This is a genomic window from Vibrio nitrifigilis (assembly GCF_015686695.1).
Taxonomy (GTDB): Bacteria; Pseudomonadota; Gammaproteobacteria; order Enterobacterales; family Vibrionaceae; genus Vibrio; species Vibrio nitrifigilis.
Window position 1 is genome coordinate 905,185 of sequence record NZ_JADPMR010000001.1, and the last position, 19,819, is coordinate 925,003.

Genomic DNA, 19,819 nt, shown 5'->3' on the forward strand with positions numbered 1-19,819 from the left:
TCGTGTATAATCCCGCCCCCTTAGCGGTGACGCTTGAGTCCTCGATTACTGAAATACTCTGCGTACCTGATGTCTAACTGAGATTGCGAATACACCTATGAAATTTATTGTTAAGCCTCATCCAGAAATTTATGTTAAAAGTGAATCAGTTCGTAAGCGTTTCACTAAGATTCTAGAAAGCAATATTCGCATCATTGTTAAGCGCAGAACGGAGTCTGTTTCGGTATTTAACCGTCGAGATCATATTGAAGTGGCCGCTGAAAGTGATGAATATTTCAACGAAGTATTGGAGATTTTGACCCATACTCCGGGCATTCACCATATCCTTGAAGTGAAACAATCGACTTTTACCGATTTGCATAATATCTACGAACAGGTTCTTGAGCACAGCAAAGATAAAATCGTAAATAAGACCTTTGCGGTACGGGCTAAACGTCGTGGTAAGCACGATTTTACCTCCATTGAACTTGAGCGTTATGTTGGTGGTGGTTTAAACCAAGCGGTAGAAAGTGCGAGTGTTAAACTGAAAAAGCCAGATGTGACTATCAATATTGAAGTTCGCGATGAGCTGTTGAATCAAGTTGATGCCCGTCATAAAGGGTTAGGTGGCTTCCCTCTTGGTACGCAAGAAGATGTATTAAGTTTGATCTCGGGTGGTTTCGACTCAGGTGTATCGAGCTACTTACATATTAAACGCGGTTCAAAAGTTCACTACTGCTTCTTTAATTTAGGTGGGCCTGCTCACGAGATTGGTGTGAAGCAAGTAGCACACTATCTTTGGAATAAATATGGTTCATCTGCCAAAGTGCGCTTTATTGCGATTGACTTTGAACCTGTTGTCGCTGAAATCTTGGAAAAAGTCGATGACGGCCAAATGGGTGTGGTGCTAAAACGCATGTTCATGCGTGCTGCTGGAATGGTGGCTGAAAAGTTCGGCATTCAAGCTTTAGTGACCGGTGAAGCGTTAGGTCAGGTATCGAGCCAAACCTTAACGAACTTACGTCATATCGATGGCGTAACCGATTCTTTGATTCTTCGCCCACTGATTAACTGGGATAAAGAAGATATCATTAATCTAGCGCGTGATATCGGCACGGAAGATTTTGCGAAAACCATGCCTGAATATTGTGGCGTGATTTCTCGTAAACCAACTGTAAAAGCGGTGAAAGAGAAATTAGAGAAAGAAGAAGCGAAATTTGATTTCGGTATTCTTGATCAAGTGGTTTACGACGCTCGTCAGATGGATATTCGTGATATTGCTAAAGAGAGTGAAGAAGCTGCTCCAGAAGTGGAATTAGTTTCTGCCGTGCAAGATCAAGCCGTCGTTCTTGATATTCGTAGCCCTGATGAGGAAGATGAACAGCCGCTAGAAATTGAGGGTGTTGAAGTTACCCATATCCCATTCTACAAACTGTCGACTAAGTTTGGTGATTTGGATCAGTCTAAAACTTACTTGCTGTATTGCCACCGTGGTGTCATGAGCCGTTTACAAGCGCTGTATCTAAAAGAGCAAGGGTTTGAAAACGTGAAGGTGTATCGCCCTTAATCGATAGAAATAATTCATCTATCACAAAAATTCAAACGTCACTGACATTATGCAGTGGCGTTTTTTTATGTCGGTAAAAGGGTATGTAGTAGGTGAATTATCAATAATGGATTGATAGATTATTGTGATGATTTTAATCTAATCTATTGAAATTTAGATAAAAAAACACCGCCCTGTTAGGCGGTGAAAATAAATTTGACAGACAGGTCAAAAAATAAATACAGGAAGTAAGTTCTGCACAGGGGATAACTGTACAAAACTGGATGGTAGAAACTACCTAACTCGAAATTCGAGTTTGCAAACACAACATCGCAACAAAAACCAATTGATTCAAAAAGAACCAAGCCGTTCAGGTTTTCGTTGCGGGGTGAAATATAGATTTTCTCTGGCTCGTTAGCAACGGACAATTTATAATGTTTCAGATAAGAAAAACTAATCCATGATAGAGCAAGCTAATGTCTAGAAGATTACCGCCACTGAATTCGCTCAAAGTGTTTGAAGCCGCCGCTCGACATTTAAGTTTTACCCGCGCAGCAGAAGAGCTGTTTGTGACTCAAGCGGCAGTGAGTCATCAAATTAAAGCGTTGGAAGAATTCCTTGGTTTAAAACTCTTTCGCCGCCGTAATCGCTCTTTGCTGTTAACAGAAGAAGGGCAAAGTTATTTTTCGGATATTAAAGATATTTTTACCTCTATCGCAGAAGCAACGGACAAGCTATTAGAGCGGTCTGAAAAAGGGGCGTTGACTATCAGTTTGCCACCAAGTTTTGCTATCCAGTGGTTGGTTCCTCGTCTATCGGATTTTAACCAGCAGGAGCCAGATATTGATGTTCGAATAAAGGCAGTAGATTTAGATGAAGGTTCATTAACCGATGATGTTGATGTTGCCATTTACTATGGACGTGGCAATTGGCCGGGCTTGCGTTCGGATCTTTTGTATCAAGAATATTTAATTCCTTTGTGTTCACCCACGTTATTACTTGGTAATAAGCCATTGGATAAATTGGCAGATTTAGCTAATCATACCTTGCTCCATGATACCTCTCGTCATTATTGGAAACAGTTTGTGAAAGATAATCACTTAGAAGGGGTGAATGTGAATCATGGCCCCATTTTTAGCCACACGACTATGGTGCTACAGGCGGCAGCTCACGGTCAGGGCATTGCATTAGGTAATAACGTATTGGCTCAGCCTGAGATGGAAGCCGGTCGCTTGATTGCGCCATTTGATGAAATATTGATGACCCCTAATGCTTTCTATGTCGTGTGTGATGAGAAACAAGCCGACATGGCGAGAGTAGCGACTTTTCGCGACTGGATGATTAAAAAAGCCCGAAGTGAGCAAGAGGAGATGTTAGATGAGTAATGAATGGCAAATGAATGGTGAGCCAGAGGCTCCCCTGTTTATATTTGCTCATGGAGCTGGCGCAGGAATGAATCACGAATTCATGGAAAATGTTGCGTTAGGATTAGTCGATAAGGGCATTCGTGTCTTACGGTTCAATTTTCCATATATGATTAAACGCGCTGAAGATGGAAACAAACGTCCGCCAGATCGTGCACCAAAGTTATTGGCTGCATTTGAAGACTGGATTGATAAGTTTGCCGATGAGAAGGTGGTCATAGGTGGTAAGTCGATGGGAGGACGTATGGCCTCTCATCTGGCAGAACATCCTAAGGTTGCTGCAATTGCGTGTTTAGGGTTTCCTTTTCATCCTCCGGGCAAGCCGGAAAATTTTAAAGGCGAACATTTAGCGACAATCACTAAACCTTGCCTTATTTTACAAGGTGAGCGAGATACCTTTGGCAAACGTGAGGAGTTCGCCGATTTTACGTTTAGCGATAAGGTGCATTATGAGTTTCTGCCTGATGGTGACCATAGCTTTAAACCTCGTAAAGCATCGGGTTTTACCGAGCAAGGTAATATTGCACTTGCTGTAGAAAAATTAAGTCAGTTCATTTTTGAGGTGTACGATGCAAGCTAAATCTTTACTCGCGATTGGTGGGATATTTTCAGGATTAGGCGTTGTTTTGGGGGCGTTTGCTGCCCACGGATTGAAGAGCATCGTTACCCCAAAAATGGACGCAGTTTTTCAAGTGGGCGTACATTACCAATTTATTCATGCAGCGGCGATTTTGCTGGTAGGCGTGCTGATGTTATTGCCTAACTTTAGTGCCGCGGCGCAAAAAAATTTCAGTCGTGCGGCGATTTGCTTTATCATCGGCATCTTTTGTTTTAGTGGTAGTTTGTATGCCCTTGCCTTAACCGGTGTGAAGTGGATTGGCCCGATTACTCCTTTGGGCGGATTACTGTTTATTCTAGGTTGGGTATTCTTTGTGGTAGCAGCGCTAAAAAGTAATGAGGTGAATTCGTGAAACAAGTCATGCTCTATTGTCGCTCTGGTTTTGAAAAAGAGTGTGCGGGAGAGATTCAAGATAAAGCGACGCAGTTGGAAGTATTTGGTTTCCCGCGGTTAAAAAGTAATAGCGGCTTTGTTTTATTTGAGTGCTACCAAGATGGCGATGCTGAAAAGCTGATTCGCCAAATCGATTTCCAAGCGCTGATTTTTGCTCGTCAAATGTTTGCTGTAGCGGCAGAGTGGCAAGATCTACCAAAAGAAGACCGTATCTCACCTATGTTAGCTGATCTGGCTGATGTAGAGTCTTTACCGCGTTGTGGTGAGCTTCGTATCGAAACACCAGATACGAATGAAGCCAAAGAGTTATTGAAGTTTTGTCGCAAGTTTACTGTGCCACTTCGTCAAGCGATGCGTGGTAAAGGTTTATTGCACAAAACAGAAAGCAATAAAAAGCCAGTTATGCACGTGTGCTTTGTTGCGCCTGGTCACTGCTTTGCCGGTTTCTCTTATCCAGGAAATAACTCGCAGTTCTTTATGGGGATTCCGCGTCTGAAGTTCCCTGCGGATGCACCTAGCCGTTCAACGTTGAAACTGGAAGAAGCATTTCATGTTTTCATTCCTCGTGACGAATGGGAAGAGCGCTTGGCGCCCGGTATGTGGGCGGTCGATTTAGGTGCTTGTCCGGGAGGATGGACTTATCAACTCGTCAAACGTTCGATGTTCGTTCATGCGATTGATAACGGTATGATGGCCGATAGCTTGATGGAAACAGGGCAAGTTCATCACCATATGGTTGATGGGTTTAAATTTGAACCTCCGCGTAAGAATGTTACTTGGATTGTGTGCGACATGATCGAGAAGCCATCGCGAGTTGCTCAGTTAATGGGAGAATGGCTTATTTCTGGCTGGGCGAAAGAAGCTATCTTTAACCTTAAGTTGCCAATGAAAGGTCGTTACGACGAAGTGTTAGATGATATTGAGAACTTGAAGGTTTTCTTGAAAGAAAATGATGTGAAATTCCGTCTTCAAGCGAAACATCTTTACCATGATCGTGAAGAGATTACGGTTGCGGTACAAGTGTTATCGAATATTTCGCCACACTAATTAAGAATGAATAAAGAAAGGGCGCCGCAGTGACTGAGGCGCTCTTTTTATTTCTACTCGGTGGTTATGCTTGTTCGTTATCCGCTGGGTTAAAACGAATATCTTGCAGGTTAAATCCAAGCTCGATATCGGTTTTAAGCTTTGAAACCTGACGGCAAATACGTGCCATTTCTATATGTTCATCCAACTTTTTACGATATTTTTTTGGGAGTTCTTCACTGGCATAGGCACTTTCGATATCTGGAAATTGGGTTAAGATCTCTTTGGCGGCTTTAGGACCAATTCCCGGTACGCCAGGTACTTGGCTTGAGCTTACCCCGGTTAATCCCCAGTAGTCTGCAAGCTGCTCAGGTTTAACGCCAAATTCATCGGCAATAAACGGGGCATCTAACCAGCGTTGCTGAAAGTAATCTCTGATTTGTAGTGTAGGAGAAAGAATTTGGCAGTAACCTTTATCGGTAGAAATGATGGTCACTTTTTCTTGATGAGCAGCCACTTTTGTCGCTAGTGTCGCAACCAGATCATCAGCCTCATCTCCGCTAGAAAGCAGTGAATCAACGCCTAATTCCCACCATGCATCTTGAATGGACTCCAGTCCTTGTTGTAGTGGTTCAGGCATCGGTTTTCTTCCTGCTTTATACTCGGGTAGGAGTTCCGCGCGCCAACCTCTATCTTGTAAGTGATGATCAAATACCGCAATGATATGGGTAGGATCTGATTCGTTGATGATACGAGTGAGTGTTTTACTGGTGGTATCGATTGTGCGGGCAATATCCGTCGGATCCGTTTGGACCGCGTGATTGCGACGAATAAGGTTGAGAGCATCGATAATAACCAGATGAATAGACATAATAAATAAACAATAAGGGCTGATAAGCCCTTATTGTAATGATATTAAATGGAATTACTACCAGGGATAGTGGTTAGACATCTCAGGTATTATTGCACGATTTTATAGCAGGGTTCGTAGGCACTTCCTCCAGGAAGCTTCATACGATTTTGCGCAACAAAATCTTTGAGTAATGTATCCATTTTTTTCATTAATGATGGTTCTCCATGGATTTCAAATGGGCCATGTTGTTCAATTTCGGCAATCCCTTCGGATTTAACATTACCTGCAACAATGCCAGAAAATGCACGCCGTAAGTTAGCGGCTAACTCCTGCGGGGCCTGGTTAAGGTGCAAGTCCAAATTGGCCATATTTTCATGGGTCGGTTCAAATGGCATTTGGAATTCAGGAGCGATCTTTAATGACCAGTTAAAGCTGTATGCATCTTCCATATCTTTACGATGTTGACGAACCATAGGCATGGATTTTTTCATGATACGAGCTGCTTCTGCGGGATCGCCAATTACAATTTTATACAGTTTTTGGGCATCTTGGCCTAATGTATCGCCAACAAATTGATCGATAGAACGGAAGTAAGCTTCACTCTCTTTCGGCCCTGTCAGTATGATAGGCAATGGTTGTTCTGAATTATCAGGATGCATCATTATACCTAAGATGTAGAGCAACTCTTCAGCAGTGCCCGGCCCCCCAGGGAAGATAATAATGCCATGGCCCAAGCGAACAAAGGCTTCCAGACGTTTTTCAATATCTGGCATGATGATTAATTCATTCACAATCGGGTTTGGTGGCTCAGCCGCAATAATTGATGGTTCGGTTAGGCCGATATAACGTTGGTCGGCATAGCGCTGCTTTGCATGACCGATAGCTGCGCCTTTCATCGGGCCTTCCATCGCACCAGGGCCGCAACCAGTACAAACATTGAGTTCGCGCAATCCGAGCTCGTTGCCCACTTCACGAGTGTACTGGTACTCAATGTCGTTAATAGAATGTCCGCCCCAACATACCACTAGATTTGGAGTTAAGCCTGGAATCAGTGCGCCTGCATTACGTAAAATGGCAAAGACTAAGTTAGTGAGGTAAGTGGTATCTGAATTATCGGCATTCGGACCACTTTGCAATTGCATATTGACGTAAACAATATCGCGTAGCACAGAAAAAAGGTGCTCTTGAATGCCGGTAATGATTTGACCATCAACAAAAGCATGTTCTGGTGGGTTAACCAGTTCTAGTTTTATGCCTCGTTCGCGGCGCATAACGTTGATGTCGAAGTTTTTATATTTATCAAGCAGCTCTTTTGAGTTATCGGTGTGGCTACCTGAATTAAGAACAGCGAGGCTGCAATTACGGTACAGTTGGTACAGTTCGCTAGTCGCTGTATTTTTAAGTTGTTCTACTTCCAGCTGCGATAACAAATCCATACTGCCTGCAGGGCTGACTTGTGTAATCATACTGGCCTCCTTACTACGAGGAAAATAAAACCACTTCTGTGTTAGCCGCTTTGAGCGCTCAGAAATGGAAGTGGTCGGTTAATTAAAGCTCAATATGTCCAATAAAGAAATGTGACCGTCGGTTACGCCTAAATCTTTGTTGGTTAGAAAGTGGATTAAATATAGCGAATATCACTTATTCAATCACTTAGCTCGTATAGTTAACAATCTAGTGTGCATTTTTAGTGATCGGGAATCGTTCATTTATCAGGATGTGAGAGGGCGCACGTTATTCTTGCTAAATCGCTGGTTTTTTGTACACGGTGTGTTTAGGCGGGGTTATGCGAAAAAACCAGCATTGAATGTGCAAAGTGATTTGAGAGTAGGAGTCTCTTATGTCCAAGCTAATTGATTAGAGCCAAAGTTCTTTATTTCTGTTAATGATTTTCCGAGTTGATCGAGCAAAATATCAGGAGTGTCAGCATCTTGGAATGCAGAACATGCAACGCTTACTGTGATTTGTAAACTACGGTCGCGAAACTTAAATGGTAATAACGCGATGTTACGTTGGATTTTTTGTATCAACACAAGTGCTTCTTTATCTGAATGATTGGGCAGAATTAGGCTAAATTCTTCTCCACCGAAGCGTGCTAACACATCGTTTTGTTTCAACTCTTTATTGATGGTACGAGTGATTATTTTTAATGCCTTATCACCCGCACTATAGCCAAAATGTTCATTCACCTGTTTAAAATTATCAATGTCGATTAAGGCAATACGCAGGCTATGTTGATTACGAATCCAGCGGCGATACTCAATTTCTAACTGATCGTTAAATGCATTGCGATTTAATGTATTGGTTAACGGGTCCATTAACAGTCGTTGAGCTTGGTCTGCTAGACGACGACGATATTCTTGCGTGCTATCACTCAACGCTTCTATTTGTCTTTGTGAATATTGAATTTGTTCAACTAACAATTGTTCTCTGCGTTGGGCTTGCTCAAGTTGATCGGTTAGGCTGGCCAGCTCGCTTATCAAGGGAGTCATACGAGTTTGTAAAGATGAAAAGTCTTTATCGTTTACTAATGATTGCTGACTGCGGTGTACGACACTTTTCAGACTTTTTTTGAGTGCTTGTCGATGTATCAGATCCGATTGGCTTTGCTGTGCGACTTGTTCGGTTCCGTGGCGCAATTTCTGCAATGATTCATTCGTTTGATCAAGAAAACGTTCCGAGCTTTTCCGTTCACTTTCGGTACCTAATACCACCAATTGAAGTACCTGAAGTGTGAGTTCTAGTAATGCGCTCGCACTCACACCAAGTAGCAATTTGGCACGGATGTCGACTAAAAGATCGCCATATTCCCCTTCAAAATCCAGTTCAGTAATGACATGTTGTAGCTCCTTATTCAGGCTCTTTAGCTGTTCACTACTGGCCTCATATCCCACTATTTCTTGGATAGTGCTTTCACGATTTGAGGTTAGGATCTTAATTGTAATGTCATAAAGATTGAGTAACTGGCATGCTTTTTCTGTATCTGAACTTTGATGAGTTGACGCAAAACTCAGCAAGTTATGCAAGTCACGTTTTATACGTTCTGGGAGGTTAGGAACTCGGAGTAAACAATCACTACTGCGCTTTAGCTGAACCGCTAATTTAGTAGGGGACTCTGTTGTAGAGCTGTACTGCATGACCAAGTTTCCTGAAACAGTTCAAACGGCATACTTGCAAGTCAACGTTAAGACTGCAAGTATGCAAAGAAGAGGATGAGATGGGCGTTGTGCTTACTTAATAATATCTAACGATCGTACGATTTTCGGTGAAAATGTGTGGGGTAAGCCGACTTAATGGGTGGCTTATCTAAGCATCAACTTGAAATCAAAAGAAAAGAAACAACGCTATTCATAAAAGTAATGATATCAAATAATAATGGTTTACGACAAGGAACATCTCCATTATTAGTACGATATACGCTTTGTCGATTTATCCTTCTTTAAGTAATTTTCTTAAGGTCTCTTCATTCTTGTAAGAGGATTGAATTTTCACCAAACCTTGGTTAATCGCATACTTACAGGAGCGTCGAATATTATTCGAAGCAAAACTTGCCGCGGGTGCGTTATCAATCGCTTTGAAATATACCCATTGGCTCGTATCTTCAAGGAGGCTTAAACCGCGCGCCAGATCAGTGGCCATCAGCAAAATATCTAAAAGCTCTTTATCATCAATGGCGGTATAAGCTCGTGGTAAGAATGGGTAATCAGCTACACCAACCCGAATATTGCGATTTAAGTGGCGATGAGGTTCGAATTCATCTATCCATGCTTGAAACTGCTCGAACATCTCTTCTGGTGGACGGTTGCGATCAGTATTGGTTTCAATATAAAGAAGGTTCGAGTCTGAAAAATGATAGATGCGTTGATCATCATTGAGTTTGGATTTTAAAAATGCGCCAAAAGCATGTTCTAATTCTAAACCGACGATATATCCGTGTTGCAGATACATATTGCGCATAAACGGAATATCAATCATGACAAAACGTAGCCGGTCATTGAGCGGTTCGTTAATTAATTCACCAATATGCCACTCTTCAAAACTGCGGCTGCTTTTCTCTAATGATGTAGCCAAACGAGCGTTAAGCATGCGCAAGTTACGTAAGCGCGAGCGTGAATGGGTAAACAGGTTGCTGTTTAGTTCCTCAATCTCATCTTTTTGGCGCTGAATGACATAACCGCGGCGCAGTAGTAACAAGAAAAACAGGGCAGAGGTAATAAAGAGACCAAACGCTATTTTTTGGAACTTACTGTATTCTTGTTTCAGTTTTTTCAGCTGCTGTTCTTGTCCTGCCATATGCAGTGTTTGCTCGACGAACTCTTTCTGCTGACGAAATGCATCTTCACTGATTCGGTTAAGCTTTTCTTGTCTTAACTGAGATAAGTGGTTGTGGTATTTCATATTTTGTAATGCGAGTGCGTATTGCTCTGATTGCTCATAGCCTTGAGACAGTAAAAGGTAAGCTTGTTCTTCCAGCGCTTTGTTACCCAATGCTCGGCTTATTTGTAACCCTTTAATCGCGTATTTGATGACATCATCAGTTTGTTTCTGATGAAACGCCAGACCGGCATTGAGCAAGGCTACTTTTGCTTTTAATAGTGGGATATCACTATAACTTAGGAGCTCTTCAGCACGTTTAAGATATTGGTCGGCTAATGGGTAGTTGTACAACTGCAAATAGGTTGAGGCTAGGGATAGACGTGTTTCGATGACATCGGCAATATCACTGTTGCTGGTTTCATGATCGATCACATTGAAGTAATGAACTAAAGCAAGGTTGAATTTACTTTGCAGAAAGTAGGTGTCTCCCATGCGTTTCAGCACTTTCGCTAACAGCGGTGATTTGTCGTATTTACCATAGAAATCAGCTGCCTGAGAGAGGTGAACTAACGCTTTATCGAGCACTTGTCGTTCGAAAAATAGCCGCCCTAATAGCGCATTGGTTTTGGCTAACATTGCACCCGAATCACTTTCGATTGAATCCCAATACGATTTTAACAATTCGGAAAGCGCTAAATTGTATCTTTCATGGTTTAAGTAATGTTGGCCGACTAATAGGTGATAGTCGATGTTTACACGTGTGGATTTAGCAATGTTTAAATAGGATTTTGCTTGATCAAATAATTTGTCAGCAATGGAAGTTTGGTCAGCTTTAGACGCGACTTCTGCCCGTAACATAGTCAGTTTGTAGTTAACACCAGCGGCGAGTTGGTCAGAGTTTTTGATCTGTTTAAATTGTTTCTCGATCTTATCAATTCGTTCATTGGCATTTGCTGCACTTTCATCATCGAGCCAATGCAGCTTTGCTTGCAACAGTTTGACGTCTAAATGCAGATAGGGAAGTTGATAGTCATGGGTCATTTTTTCCGCATGATCGAGTGTGTCGTATGCTGTGAGGGTATTACCTAAATTAAATTCCGCTTGTGCGAGCAATTGTAATGCGTCAACCGTACTCCCAGGTGTTCTGATTCGTGTATCAGTTTCATCTCTTGCGATGGTATTCGGTGCTTTTTCTGCTTTATCGGTTAAGCGGCGGTTTTGCAAATACTCGCTGGTCAGCTTTTTTGCTTGAGCAGGACTGATATCAATCAATCCTGCGGCTTCATTGAGAGAGGGCGCGGAATAAATGGTCGCGTAGGCTCCACAAGAAAACCATATCAGAAGCAACGTAAAACAAGATTGCCAGCGAGTAAAAGTCATTATGTAATCAGTCCTTTATTGACGAGCTAGACGTTGAGTATTAGCGGGAGTTGCCGTTTCTGTTGAGCGGAATGGGTTGATATCCAGCCCTCCACGACGAGTATAACGAGCATATACCGTCAGTTTGCTTGGCTGACAGAAGCGCATGATATCGGTGAAAATACGTTCTACGCATTGCTCATGAAATTCGTTATGTTCACGAAAAGAAACAATGTAACGCAATAGTGCTTCACGGTCTATTTGCTTGCCGGTGTACTCTATTTCAACACTGCCCCAATCTGGTTGACTGGTAATCAAGCAGTTCGATTTCAATAAATGGCTATGTAATGTTTCGGTAACCGAATCACCGGCTAATGTTGCGCCTTCTAACAATGAGGTGTCGAATTGATAATCGTTGATCTCAATGTCTTGTTCATCGATGCAATCACCGCGCATGGTGGCGATAGGTTGAGCGGTAAAATGTTCAACAGGCATGATTTCAACAGTAACGTTTTCACCGGCACATGCTGATAAATCATTGATCAAAGTGGTTTGTACTTCGTTCCAATCAGCAAAGCGAGTTTGGTTAAAGCTGTTCAGATATAACTTAAACGACTTAGATTCGATCAGATTCGCACTAGTAGCAGGAATAGCAACGTGCCCAAGCGCAACTTGAGGCAGTCCACGTTGGTTTAACCAAGAAAGCTCATACAATGTCCAAATATCACATCCCTGAAATGGAAGAGCCTCACCTAGATGTAGATCATCACGGTTTAGACTCCGCGGGACGGGTTGTAATAGAGTTACATCGTATTGAGTCGCGTACGCGGTTTTTTTCCCAAGTGTTAGACCAGCTAACTCTTTTGCATCTGAATATTTGCTCATTTTTTACTGTTAATTCGATTAGAATACTGAGAATTTTACGCAATCCCTGCGCGTGTGTCATTAACGAGTAGAGGACAAATAACAATGGAGAAGAATATGTCGTCAGCAGATTCGGCTTTATTTTCGTTGAGCCAACGATTTGTTGAGCTATGCCAACAACAAACTGGCCACTTACCACAAGATAATGATTTGGTAGGTTTACCTTCTCCCTGTATTGAAGAAACCACCGATCATAGCGTGTATTGGTTACCTGTTGTGCGCGACTCTCAGGCTGATTTTTCTAATATAGAAGAGGCAATAGAGCTGACGTTACATCCTGATATTGCTTTGTTTTATGGAAGTCAATATAGCGCAGATATCCCCGCTCAGTGGAATAATAACGCGTTGACTTTGTTGCAAGTATGGAGCGATGACGATTTCATTCGGTTACAAGAAAACATTCTTGGACATTTAGTCATGCAAAGGCGTTTGAAACAAAAACCGACGGTATTTATTGCTACGACCGATGATGAAATGCAGGTTGTTTCAATCTGTAATATAAGTGGTGAAGTTATTTTAGAAACGTTGGGAAGTAAAGAACGTCAAGTATTAGCGCCAACGCTGGTGGAATTTTTGACCCAAGTAAATCCTGTGGTGTATTGATATGTATGTAGTAGAGCTTGAATTTGAGTGTTTTGACAACACGACCATTAGTGCCGTTGAAAAATCGATTAATGGCTTGATGGAAGCGTTACGCTTTAATGGCCAGATCCTTGGACGTGAATTTCCTGTTGTTATGGGGGAAGGGGAGTTTTTTGTTCGCGTCGTCTGCCCAGAAAAAGAGAGCTTACATCCTCGTAATCACTCCGATTATGTTCATGTCTGCCTTGAACGATTGAATGATGCTTGCTTACTCGCACCAAAAGTTCGTTTATTAGGCCGAGATATGAATTCAGAGCAAGCTGCTGAGAATATGGCTCCCAGTTGGCAAGTGCTATATACCACTTATGTGCATACTTGTTCACCATTGCGTAGCGGTGAAAACTTATTGCCGATCCCTCTTTACCGCAATAAGCCGACGTTTAATGGTGACCATAAGTCTGTTGTGAAATGGCAAACGGAATGGCAGGCGTGTGATGAAATCCAAATGGCGGGCAGTTGCAAGGCAGAGCATGCTGCGCTGCATGAAATCTGTGATGTAGATAGTGACTTGTTTATTCGTGGTTGGGATATTCGTGGGCGCATTGAGTATTTAACTAAGGTGCCAACGTACTACTATCAGTATCGTGTCGGCGGCAAAAGTTTAGCGGAAGAAAAATCACGCCGTTGCCCTAAATGTGGTGGGGAATGGTTGCTTGATGAACCGCTTCATGACATTTTTCATTTCAAATGCGACAAGTGCCGGATTGTTTCTAATATATCTTGGGATCATTTGAAATAGAGTTCGAGTAAGAGCGAACAAGAGCAAATGGGTTGGCTGGAAGCCAACCCATTATTTCCAAGTAACCTCAAGATGCGATTTCAGTGAGAATGTATTCGCTCTTGTTCAATGCAAAGATGTGCGGATAGAGTGATTCTATGTTGAAAGGGGATGACCATTCTTTCCGTGATAGAGCTTGACCTAGGTGTATTGATGATGCACTCACTCCTGCATCTTGAGAACATTTGGGTATAGGCTATCTACACTGCCAGTCGAGTTGCTTCGAATGTAAGCGCTCACTTGCAATATAATGTAGATACATTCCCGAGGTAACCAGAGTTTCTGGTGCTGGATTCAGCACCACATCATCACCTGATTGCATGTGAGCAATGGCAATGAGCATCGCATTATAGTGTTCTTTAAAGTAGCGAGAAATCTCTGCAACAGATACAGGTTCTATATCTGGTACTTTGAGTGTGTATTGAGTTGCGCCAATATTTGGGCTCAATAACTGGTTTAGTACACGTGACGCACCTGGGTCTTGCATTGAACGTGCTAATAATTCTGCAGCTCGGTTAGTGCTACATTCGATATTTTTGTAGTGTTTATCCAAAAGAGCGGCTTTAGCTGCATCGTTGAAGTAAGCGACAATGTGGCACTCGTCTTTCACTTGGTTTGCTATACTCAACGCCGTAGTTAATGTTCGTTCATCATTTTGATCATAGATAATAACTCGATTGGCTGTATTTAAAGCTAAGCGCTGCTGCTCGCTACTATCTGCAAAACTGCTCACGACAGCAAAGTCGACTTCTTTATATTCTTGTAAAGGGTGGAGCATAGTTTCATCTTCAACAGCGAGTATGATGCGGCCATTTTCGCGTTTTTTATCTGCCAAAATGCAATCCACGAGCGTTTTGGTGTGAGGAACATGCCAGCCGATGATAATCACGTGTTGTTGATAGTGAGCGAAATCTTTCATACCTTTTATATTCCTTTCAATAAAATCTCTAATTTGGCTTGATATTTTTGCAAGAACTACACCAAATAATGCAATGCTAACCGGCATTTGATACCAAGCTAAAAACTGTTGTCCTGCTGTGGTTATTGGTGAGTAATCACCATAACCAACTGTTGAGCCAGTCACATTCATAAAGTAAAAAAAGCGAGGTATTTGAGTTAGCTCGTTTTCTCCTAATGCATTGAATGTTAACCAGCAGATTCCATAGTGAAAGAGTGTCGTAACCAATATTCCTAGCCATGTAACACGCTGCAAATGTAATGCAACGAGTACCGATATGCGTTTGAGTATGTGCATGTATCTATCACCTATTTTTGGTGTTTTTATTTTTCTCTCCCAGAGGTTAATCGAGTATCAATTGCTATCGTATAACCTAAATTTAGGGAACCTTTGCCAACGCAGCGAAGTGTACATGAAAGTGAAAAAGAGGCTCCACTCCCTTATCGAAGTATCCCCAACATGGTGTACTATTTGGAACACACCTCTAGGTTTTACCTGCTGCCATTTTTAATTTTAGACGTAGAATTGCCTTAGTTTCGGTTAACGAATATTATCCGAAAAAAATATTAAAAAGTGATTTATCACACGTTAACGTCAACGGCTAAAAAGAGAGATATTAATGAATATCGAATTGATCAAGAGTAGCTTGTCTGAAGCTTACCCAACATGGAATATTAGCGACAATGATTCATGTTTAGTTATTACTAATCATGATGGTATTACTGCTTACTTAGCAGTGTCTGGTAGTCAAATAGTTGTAGAAACTCTACTATTTCCAGTGAGTAAAGTTAGCGATAAAACTGCATTGAACACATATATCCTTCAAACGCATAAAATTATTCCATTAACAACAGTTGGTTTATCTGAAGTTGATAGTGAATGGTATTATTCAGCGTTTGGTACTTTATCTTCCCAATCAAAATTAGAAAGTGTCCAGATTGAAGTGGAAACATTATTTAATAATGTTGCTGAGCTGATCGGTATGTATGAAGAGTTTTTAATTTAATTGAGAAGGTAACCACAATGTCTGTATTTAAAAAATTATTTTCTGCCTTTAAAGGCGGTATTAATGATGCTGCTGAATCAGTAGTAGATGCAAATCAATTACGTATTCTAGAACAGGAAATTCGCGAAGTTCGTTCTGCTATTCGTGATGCTGATGAAAGTTTGGTATCAATTATGGCTAAGCGTAAAATAGCGGAGAAGAAAGTTTCTGATATTCAATTAAGCATTACTCAATATGAGCAAAATGCTTTGTCAGCAAGTGAAAAGGGTCACCAAGATCTTGCGCTTGAATGTGCTCAGCGAGTCGTTGAACTTACCCAAGAAAAAGATGTTGAGCAGTCTCAGCTCGATGTTTTTCTGCAAGCAGAAAATAAGCTTCGTACCAACGTATCATCGTCCAAATCTAAATTGAAACAACTAGAACAACAGTTGGATTTAGTCAAAGCGACGGGTCAGGTACAAAAAGCCCAAGCCGCTACAAATGCTTCCGTTTATGGAGCCTCCTCAAAAACCTCAACAGCACTGGATTCATTAAATAGAATCAAGGAATTACAATCACAGAAGCAAGCTGAATTGGAAGCTCAAGAAGAGCTACATGACGCTGAGTCTGGTCAAGATTTAGATAAGAAACTGGCAGATGCCGGTATCAATGGCGAACGTTTGGATGCGCAATCTGAACTTGAGCGAATTCTCGGTAAAAAGTAACCAATGATCTGACAGTTGAGGTATTGTGATGAGCTTTTTTAAAGCCTTATCTGGTCTCTTCTCCGGTGATGATAAACAAGACAAGCAACAGGCAAGTATCCCTGAGGTACTTGGCTTACGTCTTGGTGGTGCAATTGAGCTAGATAGTTTAATGCTCAAACTCAATGAAGAGTTCTATACCTTTACGGGGGCTGCAACCATTCAGTTTATTCAGGCTGTCGGAGTCGTAGAATTAGGTGAAAATACACGTTTAGTTCGTTATTACACTGATGACGAAGGGTATATTCAAATTCTACAAGAAGGTAAAAGTGATGCTGGAGTTATTGAAGTTAGCTTATGGTATTTTTTTGATACGAAAGTCGTGGATTATGAACCGGCTTGGAATGAATTATTACAACAAGAACTTATAAATACATCGGCTCAATTAGATGGTGAGACGTTTAATAAATATTGGCAAGATACAAGGCCGGTATTTATGAAGGAAACGACATATAGGCAAAGTGCTGATTTAAATACGACTGATCAGTTCGCCATGCTTTATTCAAGACCTTTAGCTAATGGGCAACATGAAGAACTATTACTCGTGGCAGAAGAAAGGCTCATTAATAAAAATTTTGAACGGTCTTTCGTACGTTCAACAGGTATTCAATTAAAACAAACAGATTTTAAAGCGGTGGCTTAAATGATTGAACTAGCAAGTGAGAAAATGGCAATGGATACATTTATTCATGGCTTAACAAATTTTGGTGCTTATTTCGCTCTATCAATTCTATTTTTAGTGGTTTTTAAAGTTATTTATCTATTTGTTACTCCATACGATGAGTGGAAACTCATTAAAGATAACAAAAATATTGCAGCCGGAATTGCACTCGGTGGCGCAATTATTGGTTATTCAATTGCTATTGCGGGGGCGGCAAGTAACTCTGTGGGGTTAACCGACTTTGCACTTTGGGGGCTAGTCGCTTTAGTTGCTCAAATTTTAGGTTTTACTGTTTTACGTCTGATTGTGATGCCTAAATTGGTTCAACGTATCGAATCTAATGAAGTCGCGGCTGCAACTATTGTTGCTTCTGTCTCTATTGCTATCGGTTTGATGAACTCAGCATGTATGAGTTATTAAGGAGATAGTGATGACAGAGCATAAAATTAAACGCAGCCATAGGACGAGCTTTCCTGCAAAGAAAAAGCAATTGGCCTATTTTGCCATTCCATCCGTCGCTATGGTTGCCCTTACCGGGTGTGGTCCTGAAAAGCCTAAGTTCTCCATTTTTGATGATGAGCAAGCTTGTAAAGATACTAAAGCCGTAAATGCTGCTGAATGTGAAGCGGCTTATCAGAAAGCGGTCAAAGAAGCACAGCGCACGGCGGAGAAATTTTATAAGCAACAAAGTTGTGAAATAAAATATGGCGTAAAAAACTGTATTGCGACTGCTGACGATAAAGGGTTTATGCCTAAAATGTCGTCCTTTATTTATACCCATATTGATAGTGATGAGGTCGCTGAATATTTTGGATTTTCTCCTTACTGGGAACATATTTATGCTCAGCCGCTTTTTTCTGAGGTCAATGAATATCAGCAAGATGCACCAAAGCAATTAGTATTGGCTAATGGTGATGCAATTGGGTTAGACCAAGATACAAAATCACTAAAATATGCACTGCCAAAAGATTACCTTAAACGGTTTCCTACGGTAAAACTGGGAGAAGTTCTGGTCAGCTATAACGGTCAACAAGATGTGGTGTCCGTACAAAAAGATGATCAGCATACTGGCAATATGTTTAATACATTTGCGGCGGGCTATTTAGTTAGCCGAATTATCGATCATCATCGTTATCGTCAGCGCGATCGTGACCGTGATAATGATTATTACACAACGTCCTCTTCATCTTCTTGGGGGGGAGGAAGCAGTTCCAGTTCTCACTATTCGAAATCAAGTAGCAGCTATAAGTCGAGCTCTTCTTATTCTTCTAAATCTAGTTATTCAACCAGCTCTCGTGGTGGGTGGGGCTCGACATCGTCAAGTCGCTCATCTTGGGGTGGGTAATCGGTCTTTGCAAGAGAGGAATTGAATATGTTTCAAATTGCTACCGCACCAAGATTTGATTGGAAGGAAACAGCTAGGCAGTATGGTTTTGGCTTTCATACCATTGATGGCGAACCTTATTGGACTGAAGATCATTACTATCAATTTAGTTTACAACAGATTGAGAATGATCTTGAAGATCCAACAGAAGAGCTTCATCAAATGAGTTTGAAAGCGGTTGAACGTGTGGTGAATAGCGATGAATTACTCCGTAAGTTTCAAATTCCTGAATTGATGTGGCCTTTAGTTCGCCGTTCATGGCAGCGTCGCGAACCTTCTTTGTATAGCCGGTTGGATTTTGCTTATGATGGAAAATCACCAGCAAAGTTGTTGGAGTTTAATAGTGATACACCTACGTCGGTATTCGAACTTGGCTTATTTAGTTGGGTATGGTTAGAGCAAAAAGTTGATCGGGGTGAAGTGCCTCGCCATGCTGACCAGTTTAATTTGTTGCAAGATCTACTGGTAGCGCGCTTTCGCCAGTTTAAAACAGAACTAAAAGATAATGTGCTGCACTTTTGTTGCTGTAAAGATACAGATGAGGACCGGGGTACGGTTCAGTACTTGCAAGATTGTGCAGAGGAGGCTGGCTTAGAAACTGCATTTGTGTATGTTGAGGATATTGGCATTAGCACTTGTGGCCAGCACTTTACTGATTTAAACGATAAATCGATTGATGCGATGTTCAAACTTTATCCTTGGGAATTTATGTTACGCGAGGAATTTAGTCAGTATCTACATACGGCTGAGGTACAGTGGTTTGAACCTTTATGGAAGTGTATTACTTCGAATAAGGCGTTGTTGCCGTTATTGTGGGACATGTTTCCTAATCATCCTAACCTACTTGAGGCGTATTTTGAGGATGACCCAAGAGCTAAACACATGACTCATTACGTACGAAAGCCGATATTTAGTCGAGAGGGCAGTAATGTTTCGATTCATTTTGGCGATGAAATGGTAGAGGAAGTCGCTGGGCCTTATGGTGAAGAAGGCTATATTGTTCAGGCTTATCATTCGTTACCGAGGTTTAATGAGCATCATGTATTAATCGGCAGCTGGCTGGTGGATGATAAAGCAGCTGGAATTACGATTCGTGAGGATATTGGACGTATCACCAAGGATACCTCATTATTTGTTCCTCACATTATTGGATAATATTGCCTATGACTTCCAATATGCAGGATTCAGAGTTTTATCAATGAGTTTG

General features: G+C 41.5%; 19 protein-coding genes. 13 read left to right on the forward strand and 6 right to left on the reverse strand.

Going from position 1 to position 19,819, the window contains the following annotated elements:
* Positions 1-97: 97 nt before the first annotated feature.
* The 5 genes from thiI to rlmM all read left to right on the forward strand — a co-directional run bounded on the left by thiI (position 98) and on the right by rlmM (position 5,008).
* Positions 98-1,546 (forward strand): tRNA uracil 4-sulfurtransferase ThiI, encoded by a 1,449-nt coding sequence (gene thiI / locus I1A42_RS04100; RefSeq protein WP_161155012.1) that lies wholly within the window; start codon positions 98-100, stop codon positions 1,544-1,546.
* Between the two features lie 455 nt (positions 1,547-2,001).
* Positions 2,002-2,910, forward strand: coding sequence for a transcriptional regulator GcvA (locus tag I1A42_RS04105; protein WP_161155014.1), 909 nt, complete (start codon positions 2,002-2,004; stop codon positions 2,908-2,910).
* A complete protein-coding gene (locus I1A42_RS04110; protein WP_196122738.1) occupies positions 2,903-3,529 on the forward strand; it encodes an alpha/beta fold hydrolase in 627 nt (208 codons plus the stop codon). Before I1A42_RS04105 ends, I1A42_RS04110 begins: the two co-directional genes overlap by 8 nt.
* Positions 3,519-3,920 carry a DUF423 domain-containing protein gene (locus I1A42_RS04115; RefSeq protein WP_196122739.1) on the forward strand — a complete coding sequence of 134 codons (402 nt, stop codon included), beginning with the start codon at positions 3,519-3,521 and terminating at the stop codon, positions 3,918-3,920. Before I1A42_RS04110 ends, I1A42_RS04115 begins: the two co-directional genes overlap by 11 nt.
* On the forward strand, positions 3,917-5,008 hold the full coding sequence (rlmM, locus tag I1A42_RS04120) for a 23S rRNA (cytidine(2498)-2'-O)-methyltransferase RlmM (protein ID WP_161155020.1): 1,092 nt from the start codon (positions 3,917-3,919) through the stop codon (positions 5,006-5,008). The genes I1A42_RS04115 and rlmM overlap by 4 nt, the downstream gene beginning before the upstream one ends.
* Before the next feature lie 64 nt (positions 5,009-5,072).
* On the opposite strand, the gene xni is transcribed toward rlmM, so the two are convergent.
* The 5 genes from xni to queF all read right to left on the reverse strand — a co-directional run bounded on the left by xni (position 5,073) and on the right by queF (position 12,401).
* Positions 5,073-5,858 carry a flap endonuclease Xni gene (gene xni, locus I1A42_RS04125; protein WP_161155022.1) on the reverse strand — a complete coding sequence of 262 codons (786 nt, stop codon included), beginning with the start codon at positions 5,856-5,858 and terminating at the stop codon, positions 5,073-5,075.
* An 89-nt stretch (positions 5,859-5,947) separates the two neighbouring features.
* Entirely contained in the window at positions 5,948-7,306 is a 1,359-nt protein-coding gene (ppnN, locus tag I1A42_RS04130; RefSeq protein ID WP_196122740.1) for a nucleotide 5'-monophosphate nucleosidase PpnN, read from the reverse strand.
* 372 nt (positions 7,307-7,678) lie between these two features.
* Positions 7,679-8,977 carry a GGDEF domain-containing protein gene (locus I1A42_RS04135; protein ID WP_196122741.1) on the reverse strand — a complete coding sequence of 433 codons (1,299 nt, stop codon included), beginning with the start codon at positions 8,975-8,977 and terminating at the stop codon, positions 7,679-7,681.
* Positions 8,978-9,269: 292 nt separating this feature from the next.
* Complete coding sequence (locus I1A42_RS04140; protein ID WP_196122742.1) at positions 9,270-11,537, reverse strand: tetratricopeptide repeat protein; 2,268 nt, start codon at positions 11,535-11,537, stop codon at positions 9,270-9,272.
* 15 nt (positions 11,538-11,552) lie between these two features.
* Positions 11,553-12,401: an NADPH-dependent 7-cyano-7-deazaguanine reductase QueF gene (gene queF / locus I1A42_RS04145; protein WP_196122743.1), complete on the reverse strand. Its 849-nt coding sequence runs from the start codon at positions 12,399-12,401 to the stop codon at positions 11,553-11,555.
* Positions 12,402-12,497: 96 nt separating this feature from the next.
* On the opposite strand from queF, the gene syd reads away from it, so the two are divergent.
* Both syd and I1A42_RS04155 read left to right on the forward strand, forming a co-directional pair.
* Positions 12,498-13,043: a SecY-interacting protein gene (syd, locus tag I1A42_RS04150; RefSeq protein ID WP_230389333.1), complete on the forward strand. Its 546-nt coding sequence runs from the start codon at positions 12,498-12,500 to the stop codon at positions 13,041-13,043.
* Position 13,044: 1 nt separating this feature from the next.
* Entirely contained in the window at positions 13,045-13,821 is a 777-nt protein-coding gene (locus I1A42_RS04155; protein ID WP_161155038.1) for a Zn-ribbon-containing protein, read from the forward strand.
* A 235-nt stretch (positions 13,822-14,056) separates the two neighbouring features.
* Here I1A42_RS04155 and I1A42_RS04160 read toward each other — a convergent pair whose 3' ends face one another.
* Complete coding sequence (locus I1A42_RS04160) at positions 14,057-15,115, reverse strand: potassium channel family protein (protein WP_196122745.1); 1,059 nt, start codon at positions 15,113-15,115, stop codon at positions 14,057-14,059.
* Positions 15,116-15,437: 322 nt separating this feature from the next.
* Here I1A42_RS04160 and I1A42_RS04165 point away from each other — a divergent pair, with 322 nt between their 5' ends.
* From I1A42_RS04165 to I1A42_RS04190, 6 genes are read left to right on the forward strand one after another with little or no spacing between them, the layout of a single operon-like run.
* Positions 15,438-15,824, forward strand: a complete 387-nt coding sequence (locus I1A42_RS04165) for a DUF2170 family protein (RefSeq protein WP_161155044.1) — start codon at positions 15,438-15,440, stop codon at positions 15,822-15,824.
* A gap of 17 nt (positions 15,825-15,841) precedes the next feature.
* Positions 15,842-16,528, forward strand: a complete 687-nt coding sequence (locus I1A42_RS04170; RefSeq protein ID WP_196122746.1) for a PspA/IM30 family protein — start codon at positions 15,842-15,844, stop codon at positions 16,526-16,528.
* A gap of 28 nt (positions 16,529-16,556) precedes the next feature.
* Positions 16,557-17,210, forward strand: a complete 654-nt coding sequence (locus I1A42_RS04175) for a DUF2491 family protein (RefSeq protein ID WP_196122747.1) — start codon at positions 16,557-16,559, stop codon at positions 17,208-17,210.
* Entirely contained in the window at positions 17,211-17,648 is a 438-nt protein-coding gene (locus I1A42_RS04180; RefSeq protein WP_408063514.1) for a DUF350 domain-containing protein, read from the forward strand.
* 10 nt (positions 17,649-17,658) lie between these two features.
* Complete coding sequence (locus tag I1A42_RS04185; protein WP_196122748.1) at positions 17,659-18,573, forward strand: DUF1190 domain-containing protein; 915 nt, start codon at positions 17,659-17,661, stop codon at positions 18,571-18,573.
* Between the two features lie 27 nt (positions 18,574-18,600).
* Positions 18,601-19,767: a glutathionylspermidine synthase family protein gene (locus I1A42_RS04190; protein WP_161155052.1), complete on the forward strand. Its 1,167-nt coding sequence runs from the start codon at positions 18,601-18,603 to the stop codon at positions 19,765-19,767.
* Positions 19,768-19,819: the final 52 nt, after the last annotated feature.

Excerpts from the sequence above, each read along its gene's own strand:
- I1A42_RS04155 (WP_161155038.1), top strand. The coding sequence starts at position 13,045 with ATGTATGTAGTAGAGCTTGAATTTGAGTGTTTTGACAACACGACCATT.
- I1A42_RS04185 (WP_196122748.1), top strand. The coding sequence starts at position 17,659 with ATGACAGAGCATAAAATTAAACGCAGCCATAGGACGAGCTTTCCTGCA.
- syd (WP_230389333.1), top strand. The coding sequence starts at position 12,498 with ATGTCGTCAGCAGATTCGGCTTTATTTTCGTTGAGCCAACGATTTGTT.
- queF (WP_196122743.1), bottom strand. The coding sequence starts at position 12,401 with ATGAGCAAATATTCAGATGCAAAAGAGTTAGCTGGTCTAACACTTGGG.
- I1A42_RS04160 (WP_196122745.1), bottom strand. The coding sequence starts at position 15,115 with ATGCACATACTCAAACGCATATCGGTACTCGTTGCATTACATTTGCAG.
- I1A42_RS04105 (WP_161155014.1), top strand. The coding sequence starts at position 2,002 with ATGTCTAGAAGATTACCGCCACTGAATTCGCTCAAAGTGTTTGAAGCC.
- I1A42_RS04170 (WP_196122746.1), top strand. The coding sequence starts at position 15,842 with ATGTCTGTATTTAAAAAATTATTTTCTGCCTTTAAAGGCGGTATTAAT.
- I1A42_RS04190 (WP_161155052.1), top strand. The coding sequence starts at position 18,601 with ATGTTTCAAATTGCTACCGCACCAAGATTTGATTGGAAGGAAACAGCT.
- I1A42_RS04135 (WP_196122741.1), bottom strand. The coding sequence starts at position 8,977 with ATGCAGTACAGCTCTACAACAGAGTCCCCTACTAAATTAGCGGTTCAG.
- I1A42_RS04115 (WP_196122739.1), top strand. The coding sequence starts at position 3,519 with ATGCAAGCTAAATCTTTACTCGCGATTGGTGGGATATTTTCAGGATTA.
- xni (WP_161155022.1), bottom strand. The coding sequence starts at position 5,858 with ATGTCTATTCATCTGGTTATTATCGATGCTCTCAACCTTATTCGTCGC.
- I1A42_RS04140 (WP_196122742.1), bottom strand. The coding sequence starts at position 11,537 with ATGACTTTTACTCGCTGGCAATCTTGTTTTACGTTGCTTCTGATATGG.
- I1A42_RS04180 (WP_408063514.1), top strand. The coding sequence starts at position 17,211 with ATGATTGAACTAGCAAGTGAGAAAATGGCAATGGATACATTTATTCAT.
- thiI (WP_161155012.1), top strand. The coding sequence starts at position 98 with ATGAAATTTATTGTTAAGCCTCATCCAGAAATTTATGTTAAAAGTGAA.
- I1A42_RS04165 (WP_161155044.1), top strand. The coding sequence starts at position 15,438 with ATGAATATCGAATTGATCAAGAGTAGCTTGTCTGAAGCTTACCCAACA.
- I1A42_RS04110 (WP_196122738.1), top strand. The coding sequence starts at position 2,903 with ATGAGTAATGAATGGCAAATGAATGGTGAGCCAGAGGCTCCCCTGTTT.
- ppnN (WP_196122740.1), bottom strand. The coding sequence starts at position 7,306 with ATGATTACACAAGTCAGCCCTGCAGGCAGTATGGATTTGTTATCGCAG.
- I1A42_RS04175 (WP_196122747.1), top strand. The coding sequence starts at position 16,557 with ATGAGCTTTTTTAAAGCCTTATCTGGTCTCTTCTCCGGTGATGATAAA.